Annotated in this window: 14 protein-coding genes; 7 read left to right on the top strand and 7 right to left on the bottom strand. The window is 48.1% G+C overall.

All coding sequences use genetic code 11. The annotated features are described in order from the left end of the window. From AACR41_RS00410 to AACR41_RS00395, 4 genes are all read right to left on the bottom strand, one after another. Positions 1 to 318 (bottom strand): hypothetical protein (locus tag AACR41_RS00410; RefSeq protein WP_152551047.1); only part of this gene is annotated, 318 nt, incomplete at its 3' end. After that, positions 318 to 479, bottom strand: a complete 162-nt coding sequence (locus tag AACR41_RS00405; protein ID WP_161768759.1) for a hypothetical protein — start codon at positions 477 to 479, stop codon at positions 318 to 320. The genes AACR41_RS00410 and AACR41_RS00405, both read right to left, overlap by 1 nt. 62 nt (positions 480 to 541) lie before the next feature. Next, complete coding sequence (locus AACR41_RS00400; RefSeq protein ID WP_161768758.1) at positions 542 to 712, bottom strand: hypothetical protein; 171 nt, start codon at positions 710 to 712, stop codon at positions 542 to 544. 152 nt (positions 713 to 864) lie between these two features. Then, positions 865 to 1,059 carry a hypothetical protein gene (locus tag AACR41_RS00395; RefSeq protein WP_152551046.1) on the bottom strand — a complete coding sequence of 65 codons (195 nt, stop codon included), beginning with the start codon at positions 1,057 to 1,059 and terminating at the stop codon, positions 865 to 867. A gap of 246 nt (positions 1,060 to 1,305) precedes the next feature. On the opposite strand from AACR41_RS00395, the gene AACR41_RS00390 reads away from it, so the two are divergent. From AACR41_RS00390 to AACR41_RS00365, 6 genes are all read left to right on the top strand, one after another. Then, the gene (locus AACR41_RS00390) at positions 1,306 to 1,587 is read left to right on the top strand and encodes a Rho termination factor N-terminal domain-containing protein (RefSeq protein WP_030008306.1); all 282 of its coding nucleotides are present in this window, start codon (positions 1,306 to 1,308) and stop codon (positions 1,585 to 1,587) included. Between the two features lie 54 nt (positions 1,588 to 1,641). Then, complete coding sequence (locus AACR41_RS00385; RefSeq protein WP_045442685.1) at positions 1,642 to 2,361, top strand: recombinase family protein; 720 nt, start codon at positions 1,642 to 1,644, stop codon at positions 2,359 to 2,361. A gap of 41 nt (positions 2,362 to 2,402) precedes the next feature. Further along, positions 2,403 to 3,128 (top strand): hypothetical protein, encoded by a 726-nt coding sequence (locus AACR41_RS00380; protein ID WP_030008304.1) that lies wholly within the window; start codon positions 2,403 to 2,405, stop codon positions 3,126 to 3,128. Between the two features lie 122 nt (positions 3,129 to 3,250). Next, complete coding sequence (locus AACR41_RS00375) at positions 3,251 to 3,493, top strand: hypothetical protein (RefSeq protein ID WP_084150047.1); 243 nt, start codon at positions 3,251 to 3,253, stop codon at positions 3,491 to 3,493. Further along, entirely contained in the window at positions 3,408 to 3,797 is a 390-nt protein-coding gene (locus tag AACR41_RS00370) for a DUF4258 domain-containing protein (RefSeq protein WP_315862049.1), read from the top strand. The genes AACR41_RS00375 and AACR41_RS00370 overlap by 86 nt, the downstream gene beginning before the upstream one ends. After that, on the top strand, positions 3,794 to 4,045 hold the full coding sequence (locus AACR41_RS00365; protein ID WP_030008301.1) for a DUF2283 domain-containing protein: 252 nt from the start codon (positions 3,794 to 3,796) through the stop codon (positions 4,043 to 4,045). The genes AACR41_RS00370 and AACR41_RS00365 overlap by 4 nt, the downstream gene beginning before the upstream one ends. An 80-nt stretch (positions 4,046 to 4,125) precedes the next feature. Here the strand turns inward: AACR41_RS00365 and AACR41_RS00360 are convergent, their stop codons facing one another. Beyond that, on the bottom strand, positions 4,126 to 7,440 hold the full coding sequence (locus tag AACR41_RS00360) for a DEAD/DEAH box helicase family protein (protein WP_152551045.1): 3,315 nt from the start codon (positions 7,438 to 7,440) through the stop codon (positions 4,126 to 4,128). Between the two features lie 470 nt (positions 7,441 to 7,910). Here AACR41_RS00360 and AACR41_RS00355 point away from each other — a divergent pair, with 470 nt between their 5' ends. Next, a complete protein-coding gene (locus AACR41_RS00355) occupies positions 7,911 to 8,150 on the top strand; it encodes a hypothetical protein (RefSeq protein WP_030008298.1) in 240 nt (79 codons plus the stop codon). 122 nt (positions 8,151 to 8,272) lie between these two features. Here AACR41_RS00355 and AACR41_RS00350 read toward each other — a convergent pair whose 3' ends face one another. Then, on the bottom strand, positions 8,273 to 8,971 hold the full coding sequence (locus AACR41_RS00350; protein WP_030008297.1) for a hypothetical protein: 699 nt from the start codon (positions 8,969 to 8,971) through the stop codon (positions 8,273 to 8,275). A 27-nt stretch (positions 8,972 to 8,998) separates the two neighbouring features. Beyond that, positions 8,999 to 9,259, bottom strand: coding sequence for a hypothetical protein (locus AACR41_RS00345; protein WP_030008296.1), 261 nt, complete (start codon positions 9,257 to 9,259; stop codon positions 8,999 to 9,001). Between the last annotated feature and the right edge of the window lie 98 nt (positions 9,260 to 9,357).

Raw genomic sequence — 9,357 nt, 5'->3', positions numbered from 1 at the left:
CCAGGGATTATCCGTTGCCTTAGTGCCCCCATTGCTGGCCCCGAACAGATGGGCATAGCCTGAATCATCCTGAAGGCGTTGGGCATACTCAGCCGCAGTGAGGGCGCTTTCTCCCTTGTAATAAAATCCATCATCCCGAACAGCATCGGCGTTTACCAGGGCCAAAACATGGCCAACATTTTTCGCTTTTCCGGCAATCGCCCCTGCCAATTCAAGTTTTTTCTGAAGTAGTCGATTTTCCGCCCGTAGTTTAGCAAGTTCAAGATTTTCCATCGGTAAATGTCTTCTAAATGTTGGTTGATGTTGGTTAATATTCACTAATGATTACGGCGTGACAATGCGCGGCCCTGTAATTTTTTGAACCTCAATAAGTCATCATCGTTTAAATCTGACTCCCCCAAAATCACCGTTGTCAGCACCCGCGCCCGCACCTGCAACACCCTCGCCATCTGCCATAGGCTTAAGCCGTAGCACCCCATAAAGTCCCTTATCTCAAGGGAGAGATGGCTCTTATTGGTCCTTGTCCTGTTCATCATTTTTACTATTCCTCCCTAAACCAGAGACCGTCCCTGGAATCTTTAAGGTTGTCCGGCCAATGGGCATCGGGGTTGAACCGCCAGGTCTTGCCGTCAGGGTCTTTGCTGCGAATGTAATCTTCGGTTAATGTCCCTTGGGATTTCCGACTCCGTAGGGTGCCGTCTTTGATGCCCAAGTGGACTGCAAACTGCTTCCCATTCAGACCCTTGTTAATGTCTACTTCGCTAAACTTAGCTGCTGCAGCTTGAATGTTTGTTGAGCCTTTGTCCGTGGACTTGGGTTTTGCTTTCCTTGCGGGCCGGGGTTCAGTGACCTTGGTGGTAGCCTCTACCGCACCACGGCCAATGGCTTTTTTATGGCTTCAACTTCCTCCCGGAGGTCTGCAATCGCCGATTGCATTTCGCTCACCACAGATGGAGGTGGGGTGTCCTCGCTCAATCCATAAGCGGCCCGGAGTCGCCTCACCAGCACGTCTGTTTTCCCGTCATTGGTTTCCGCCATCTCTGACTCAATTGCGGTCAATAAGTCAGCAGGGCATCGGAATGCGGTTAGCTTTGTTTCAGCCACTGGTTATACATCCCTGAATACGTTGTTATACTTCATTGTATAACTTTGTTTAACAGATTGCATAACAAGTTAGACAAGCCTGTTTAACATTTGTCTAACAATATGTTTGACATTGTGTTATACACTTTGTTATACTAAGGACATCAAGGGGCGATGACTCCACATTTCCGCCCACCGCTACACATTTACAGGAACCGCACCATGACCCTCATCATCACCGCCACAGTTACCGCCGCCGCCGTTTATTTCATCGCTTCCCTGGTTTGCTTCATTCACGACTGCATCCAAGCCCGCCGCCACGTTACTCCCCCCGTTCCCAAGCCCGCACCTGTCACTGTCGCTAAGGAGAAAGCACAGCCCACCACCCTACAGAACCCAATCGAGACCATGAATATTCGTCAACTCAAGAAAGCCGCCTCACAAGCCGGAATTAAAGGTTACAGCAACATGAGAAAACATGAATTAATCGCCGCCCTCGCCTAACCATCATCATGGGGCCATCACGCCCCACCCATTACCACCAAAGGAAAAACCACCATGAAAGCCATCGGATACATCAGGGTCTCAACTGAAGAGCAAGCCACCCAAGGGGTAAGCCTAGATGCTCAGAAAGCAAAGCTAGAGGCATACGCGGGCCTCTATGACATTGAACTGGTAGACATCATCATTGACGCGGGCCAAAGTGCGAAAAGCTTAGAGCGGCCCGGACTGCAAAAAGCATTAGGGATGCTGGATAACGGAGAAGTCGAAGCCATGGTGATTGTGAAGCTAGACCGCCTCACCCGTTCCGTTAAAGACCTTGACTGGCTTCTGGAAAACTATTTCGCTGATAAATTTTCCCTCATGTCTGTATCCGAACAAGTGGACACCCGCACCGCTTCGGGCCGCTTGGTTTTAAATGTTCTGATGAGTGTGGCCCAATGGGAGAGAGAGACTATTGGGGAAAGAACATCCGCCGCCCTACAACATAAGAAGTCCCAAGGTGAACATATTGGGGGCGTTGGTTTTGGCTATAAAGTCACGGGCAAAAAACTCACCAAAGCCAAGGAACATAAAACCGTTGAGGCAATCCAGCGGTTACGGGGTGAAGGCAAAACCTTACAGGCAATCGCCAATCATCTCAACTCTGAGGGCATCAGAACCCAACGGGGCGGGCGGTGGTATCCAATGACAGTGAGCAACATCATCAAGAGAGAAGAGCGGTTGCAGAATGACCTGAAAGGGTGTCTTATTTTGCCTTTGAACAGACTAGGCTAAATCACTAAAATGGATGTGGCTTATTGTAAGAAAAACCAAAAATGTATTCCAAAGCTTATATTCAAGCAATTCTTGTTTTATTTCTGTTTACAGGCATTACAGCACCTGGAGCTTATAGCAACGAGGAAAGCGAAGACCTCAACCCTCAGGATTTTCCTGTGTTCAATCAGGGAGACTGGCGGAGTGCTAAAGCTGATGGACTCCCTTGGTCTACTCCGGTAATCATTAAGGATGAATTTGATGGAGACCAGTTAGCAGTCTACGACAGAAATATGTCTGGCAGTATGTTCTGGTTTGGGAAAGAAGCAGGCATTATTAGCATCTGGGGAGAAAGAATAATTCGTATTATTCAGTTCGAGAGAAAAAATACTTTCTTTTCGGGCGAGCAATGGACAACCAAGGAGGCAGAAAATTTCAGCATCAAAATTGGTGAAGATGTTTTCACTCTAAATGGAGAAAATGGCAACTTCCTGGTCACAGAAGAGCTCGCAGTAGCTTTAAGAGATGCACCCGAAGAAGAGACAAGAATGAAAATCAGGCTAGAAGATTCTGGGACTGGTATCTTCAACGATATAGGAGTAGGTACAGTTAGAGCATGGAAAACTGTTTATGCCCAGAGTCAAAGTGTCCACGATTCTGACTTGGAGCAAGAAAATAAACCTGAAGATATAGTAAACCCACCCATAGACGAAGATAACCAAGAATCTCAGAGCTTGAATATAAATTCAACAGAAGACGCAAGTCCTTCTAGTAATACCTCTAATTAGTTTTTTTGATAATCACATGAGCAATCAAAGAAATAAAAAAGTCTAATTGGGTCATGTTTTTTATAGTGCTTGCGATTATCGCTCTATTGGAAGTACTGCTTCCAATAGAGGTTACAGACAGTATGAACAGAGATAGAGCGGAATTAAACAGTTTGTTCGGACGGGATGCAGTGAATCATGCTCTATCCCGTCATTTCCTTTTGAGTCAATGGGAAAAGGCATCAGTGAACAATCTGACCAAGGTCATAAAAGTCATGCAGGATTTAGAGGAAATTATCGATGATGTCCCGGCGGCGATTGCCTACTGCCAAGGGCTTGATGACAAAGTTAGAGGCTGTGTTATTCTTTCGCTTCTGTATCCCTAGGAATGATAAAAACAGAAGGTTACGAGGAATCTCCCCAATGGCCAATCCCCTTAATGGATATGTTTTGTCGATTCATGCCCAGGAAGTTTTACAGAGAAGCGAGCGCCAAACAATCGAGCCAGAATGGATTCAGAGAGCATTAGACAACCCGGACTATAGTGACTGGGATGACCGAACCAATGCTGTTAGGGTCTGGAAACGAATACCGGAATATGGCGACCGCGCTTTGAGGGTGGTTTACAATCCAGATAAGCAGCCCCCTGTAATCGTCACAGTCTTTTTCGATAGGAGCTTTAAGGGATGAACACCATTAAGTATGACCCCGAAACGGATGCAGCCTATCTCAAGGTTCAGGATGGGCACTATATCGAGTCCGAAGAAATCAGCGACGGTGTGATTCTCGACTATGACGAAAATGACAATGTAATCGCAGTGGAATTTTTAGGGGTAAGCACCCTAAGCCCTAGCCACTGGCAAAAATTACAGTCTCAATTGCCCGCGGTCGCCTATGGTCAACTACAAGCTTTTTTTGCGAATCCGATTCACGCCTGAGAGAGAAATTTATAAAGGAGGGTCGTTTCTTATAAATCGGTGAATTTAAAAGGGGGCGCAATTGAAATTTTTCCATCGCCTTAAACGCCCCATCCCGGACGGAACCAAAGATTTAAGGCATTGGCCCACCCCGACCCGCCGTTACTGTCAAGCCACAATGCCGTTTCTCTAATTTTTTGGAAGTCATGGGCAAAAATTAAGGCTTGGATTGCGGCCCGTGACCCTTGGGTGAGGGAGAGGATTGCCCTTTGAACTTGCCCAATCAGCCCCGCTTCCATTAGTGGTGGTGATGGCGGCGGCTCTGGTTCCGGTTTAATTTCCCCAATCTCAAGCTGGGTAATGTTTTCAGCCCTGTCACACACCCCTTGAATATATAGAGAATACAGGGGTGTGTGACACCCATAGATACCTTGTACCCATTGGTTTTCAGGGTTTATGGACAGTTCCCCAAATCTCTCAATATTCAGGGGCAATCTAGCGGCTAAATCGGCCCTAGAAATATTCCAGTCATCCTCATCGAGACGATAAAAACCCACCACCGCTCCATTGACCCGCCGCTGTCTTCTTTCTGACCGCAAACCAAAGAAACGAAGTAAGGCCCCAGCGATTGCCGCTGGTGGGGCATTTTTGCCACAAGACAACCGCACCCCAAACTTAGCCAGTTCATCCCGGTGCATCCGCCAGTTTTCCGCCAGTTTAAGAACGATGAGATGTTCACCGTGCCATTCCTGGCCCGATATGGCATGGTCTAAAAATTCACCGATGCCCCAGTCATCCAAGGCCCGTACCCTTAAGTGGTGGTGCGTAATATCCTGTTGGCATACCGCCCCATGTTTGGTCTGCTTTTCCAAGGAATATTTGTCGAGGGCAATTGCCAAATCGGGGATAGCCTGCATCTCTAATTTTTCTAAGGCCCGTCGCTTTTTGCCTTTTCTATCCCGGCGGATGTAATCGAGGTCAAGTTGTTCAGGGGTTTTCCCGGCCCATGCTGCAACCTCATATTTTTCACAAGCCCAGCGGTCTAATTCATCGAGCTTATCCTCGGACTCCTTAAAAGCTTTGTATTCATCCTCCGTGAGGTTTTTGGCCCCGTAGCGGCGCTGGAACCAGACATCGGCATATTCTGCCCTGAGTTCTGCGACTGCTCCCTCAATGGCCTCGATTTCATCCTCTGGGAGATAGCAAAGCTCATAGGTGACGGTCTCGATATCCCGTTCTAACCGTGCGAGTAAATCCGCGCGCAGATACGCAAGAGACCAATTGACCTGGGCTTTGTAATGGAAGTAGGGGTCATCGGGGTCAAGGTAACTCTGCTCATCGACAATCACATCGTTGCACTGTGCCTTCGTTAACCGCCGCTTGAATAGTTTTTTCGGGGTGACTTCCTCAAACCGATGATTTGATTCAGCGCACCAGATAAACCTGGGTGCGTTGGGACGATACCGCGCCAAAAACTGCATTAACCCTTTAGCTGGAATATTGTCAGCATGGGCCATGAGCATCACTGCATCGAAATGATTGCCTTCGATGTTGAACCCGGTTCCCAAGATGGGAGTAACTGCCAGAATTTGCGGTTTGTGCTGGCTTAACCAAGCATCGGGATTAGTCAAAAACCCTTCGTATTCCTTAGCGTTGTCAGCGGTAATGGCCGTGGCCCCAAAGCTATGGGCCAAAAATTCAGCGTCACTCTTACGGGTACAGAGGACGAGAATCCGTTGTTTTGCTTCCCGAAGTTCTTTGAATTGTTTCCAGAATTGGGTCTGGTTTTCATAGACCGTGGCTGTCTGGGGTTTCTTCTCCGTGACCACCTTTAGAACGAAGGGCTTGCGGCCTGTGGTGCGATGGTAAAGATTAACTTCGTAGTCGGTGAAGTCAGCAGAGACACCTAAGGCTTTTTGGGATTCTCGGAACACCTGCCAGAACATATCGGTATGCTTTCGCCGTTGCCCCGTTTTCCCGTGGGTAGAACTAAGGGTGAGATTTTCGATTTGCTGATCGAACTCATCCCCAAAAGCGAAGGCCCCATTCTTAAGCAGATTCTTGATGGGACGGATTAACCCTAAAACCCCTTCATTGCAGTAGGCAATCTTGGAAACAACGTCATAGGAGTTGCTGTTAAATCGAACCAGTTCACCTCCTAAGCGGTCGCAGACCGTGCGATATTCCAAGCCCATCCGAGTCGCTGCGTTTCGGGCTAGGGAGATTCGGGGGAACGGAGCGATTACCCGTCGCCACAGTCGGGCCACCATTGCCGCTAACTTGGTTTTCCCGGCAGCAGTGGGGGCGGCAATGAAAACATCCTGTGCCCCATTGGTGAGACGTTCTAGTCCCTCAGCATCTAACGCCCTAAATTCAGCCAAGGTGATGGTTTTATCAGGGGTGAGTTTATCACTGCTGGCTAATCTCTGCTTTGCTTTGCGGCGGGTCTTCTCGAAGGCAAAAGGCTTAAGCCAGTCCCAAGGGTTCCGCCGCTTATATCGACCAAAATATTCATCCCCGTCCTTTTTGGATTTATCGCGCCACTGACCCCAATCTGCAAACTTAATTGAGGAGATGGCCTTAACCAACTTGCCATAACCCGCATAGAGATTTTTCTTCCCTAGGTTTTGACTGTCAGCATCAGGAAAGTGGGTAAAGCTTTGCGCCTCGCCATAGACTCCTAAAAACCGTTTAAGGGACTCATCCCCAAAGTTTGCACCAGGGGCACCAATGACAACGACCTGGGTATCCTTTCGCCACTCCACAAAGGCCCGAACCAGCGGTTTTAAGAATCCCTCAAGGGTCAACACCCGGTAGGGCTTGGATAAATCCAAACCGGGGTGAATCCAGACTGCTATAGGATTTTCACCCGTTTCCTTGACCTTGTTTTGCCCAGGGAAGATGCTCCAATCATATTTAGGGTCGCGGTCATCTTTAGCCCGCTGTGCCCCGCAAAACATCCCGGTGACAGCATCCACTGCTGTGATGCCATAACCACCCTTACAGGCGAACAACCAATGGCGACCCAGCGCAAAATCAATTTCCTGCTGGGTTAAACCCCGGCGGAGGAGGTCAGCATTCTGGGCTTCGGTGAGTTTCGCCTTAAAACCTAAAATCTCTTGATGACGGTCGCTAATGGTAGGGAGCTGTGACCGTCGCTTGGCCTCATTTTCCGCCCGCAGTTTAGCGAGTTCCGCCCGGTGCTTGTCTTGGTCAAATTCTGAGCCATGGTGGGGGGAGTATAGACCCCAGAGACCTTGGGATTTATCCCGCCCGGAATAATGCCACCCTGGTACGTCCCCATCGGGTAGGCCCATACAGAGGACTAAGTCAGTGTCGGTGGTTCTGCACTTCCCTTTAACATCGCCACAGACCGGGCATGGGTTGTTCCGTTTCGTGGGATGAAATTTACTCATGCCGCCCCCTCGTCAATGCCCCAAGGATGGCAATCGCTTCATCATCGTTGTGGCCTAAGCAATTCAAAGTTTCGAGACAATCCGTAAGGTGAAATTCCTTACAAGCCTTATACAGCCTGATTCTCAGCCATTTTTCTGTGACACAATTAGGGAGAAATTTCAGGAAAAGATTACGGAATTTTTCGAGATATCTGGTTAAAAGGCTTATTGTTGCGGCTTGCGTATTTTCAACTCGACATCGTTGATTTAACATATAGTCACCTGACGTAAGTCATCTCCATTGACATAAGTCACCCCACGGACACCGTGAAATGAGTCTCCCAGCGGGTTTAACACTTCACCTTCAAACCTCTGGGAGCAATTATTTAAAATAGTATCTCTGATTGTATGACAAAAAGAGAAAGCTGTGTATGAGTTGTCAAAACTTTTAATTGTCCGACATAATGAGATAAGGAAAAGGGAGTCGGTGCATGGCAGAGAAAACAAGAAGACGGCTTTACAATTCAAGCGAGGCCCAGCTTGCAAATCTCGATGGGCATAAGCATCGGAAAATTTTCGCCGACGAAAGCAAGTCAGTGCGCTGGTCAGTGCGCTTAACGCCGTCCGGTCGTAGTGGACTTGATGAAATTGCAAAAGAAAACGGCCTGTCTGCCAGTGAGTTAATCGACCGACTTGGTCGCGGAGAATTCCGCTTGAGTAAATCTGCATAGGCTAAAATTGAGATAAGAAACAATGCGGACACCGGGCAACGGCGCTCGGTATTTTTTTGTCCTTTTTCTCACCCTAATTAAGCCTAAGAATGGTGTCTATGGTTTCCGAAAAATAGCGAACATCAATCCTTATACAGCAACCCTTTCAGCCGTTTACTGGAATTTATTTTTTCGCTCAATACAACCCGTTTTTTCTTATTATTCTTTGCCAAAACCCCCTGCAGCAGCTCCATAAAAAGAGCCTCATAGCGCAAATGGTCTGCCAATCTGTCTTTCACGGTAGGCTTGCTTGACCACCCCGCAACGCAATAAAGCAAATCCGCCCATTCATTCCGCTGTCCTTGCCTCCCCAGGTGAACAATCCGCTTTAATTTACCTGAGTTAAAAGCCCGCATCGTGGTCGTCGCTCGTTCATACTGGGCATTCCTCTTCCTTGCGTCTCCTTGCATTAAGAGTTCGCTGTCGCGGACAAGAATTGCGGCCATCATCTCGACAGGCTTAGAAAAAGGCAGTTCGATGTCCTGGCGGCTGCAGAACTTCCGAATCTCCCCCCAGCTATAGCGAAGAAGGTGCCACTGCGAAACAATCACCCAGGCATATCTATCAAAATAAAATTCAGCATCATCCCCATAAAAAGACAGGGGATTCTCGCCCCCATCTCCGCAAGCAAAGGCAATCGCCCGGCTCAACAGCCCATATTCCATGCGGGCCACCTCATAATGGGAGCAGGCTGCAAAGACCTCGCTCGGTAATCGCCCTACTACCCTTCGAGCAATCTTTTTCATGTCTTTATCCAGCGACGATTTAGTGATTTTTGGCATTTCAGTTTTTCGGCAATGGCGGCCTACTTACCAAAGACATTTTTCGGGAATGGTGGGACGGGTCATGTCATCAAGATTAATGTCAACCCCCAACATCAACAAGGCATAGGCGATATCGACAGGAAAGCAAAATTCAGGGTTGAACATATTGCCGTGGTAGCCACTGTGATTTTCAAGTTCGTTTAGGACGATGGCCACTGCGTCATCTGTGCCTTCGTAGGTGATAGGGACGGGTTCGACTTTGGTTTCATCGAAACTTATGGTTACGGTTTTATATTGAACGTCCATGGTTATTTCCCCATGGCAGCGGCCTTGAGTTCGGCGGCTAATGCTGGATTGGATTTGAGCAATCGCATCTGCTGGGTAAGGTTCCACGTTTCTTTTTT

The sequence above is a fragment of the Picosynechococcus sp. NKBG042902 genome (genome assembly GCF_963864045.1).
Classification (GTDB): domain Bacteria; phylum Cyanobacteriota; class Cyanobacteriia; order Cyanobacteriales; family MRBY01; genus MRBY01.
This window is presented reverse-complemented; position numbering and strand designations above follow the sequence as displayed.

Coding starts and splice junctions, on each gene's coding strand:
- AACR41_RS00355 (WP_030008298.1), top strand. CDS start 7,911: ATGGCAGAGAAAACAAGAAGACGGCTTTACAATTCAAGCGAGGCCCAG.
- AACR41_RS00380 (WP_030008304.1), top strand. CDS start 2,403: ATGTATTCCAAAGCTTATATTCAAGCAATTCTTGTTTTATTTCTGTTT.
- AACR41_RS00370 (WP_315862049.1), top strand. CDS start 3,408: ATGATGTCCCGGCGGCGATTGCCTACTGCCAAGGGCTTGATGACAAAG.
- AACR41_RS00345 (WP_030008296.1), bottom strand. CDS start 9,259: ATGGACGTTCAATATAAAACCGTAACCATAAGTTTCGATGAAACCAAA.
- AACR41_RS00365 (WP_030008301.1), top strand. CDS start 3,794: ATGAACACCATTAAGTATGACCCCGAAACGGATGCAGCCTATCTCAAG.
- AACR41_RS00390 (WP_030008306.1), top strand. CDS start 1,306: ATGACCCTCATCATCACCGCCACAGTTACCGCCGCCGCCGTTTATTTC.
- AACR41_RS00405 (WP_161768759.1), bottom strand. CDS start 479: ATGGGGTGCTACGGCTTAAGCCTATGGCAGATGGCGAGGGTGTTGCAG.
- AACR41_RS00375 (WP_084150047.1), top strand. CDS start 3,251: ATGAACAGAGATAGAGCGGAATTAAACAGTTTGTTCGGACGGGATGCA.
- AACR41_RS00360 (WP_152551045.1), bottom strand. CDS start 7,440: ATGAGTAAATTTCATCCCACGAAACGGAACAACCCATGCCCGGTCTGT.
- AACR41_RS00385 (WP_045442685.1), top strand. CDS start 1,642: ATGAAAGCCATCGGATACATCAGGGTCTCAACTGAAGAGCAAGCCACC.
- AACR41_RS00350 (WP_030008297.1), bottom strand. CDS start 8,971: ATGCCAAAAATCACTAAATCGTCGCTGGATAAAGACATGAAAAAGATT.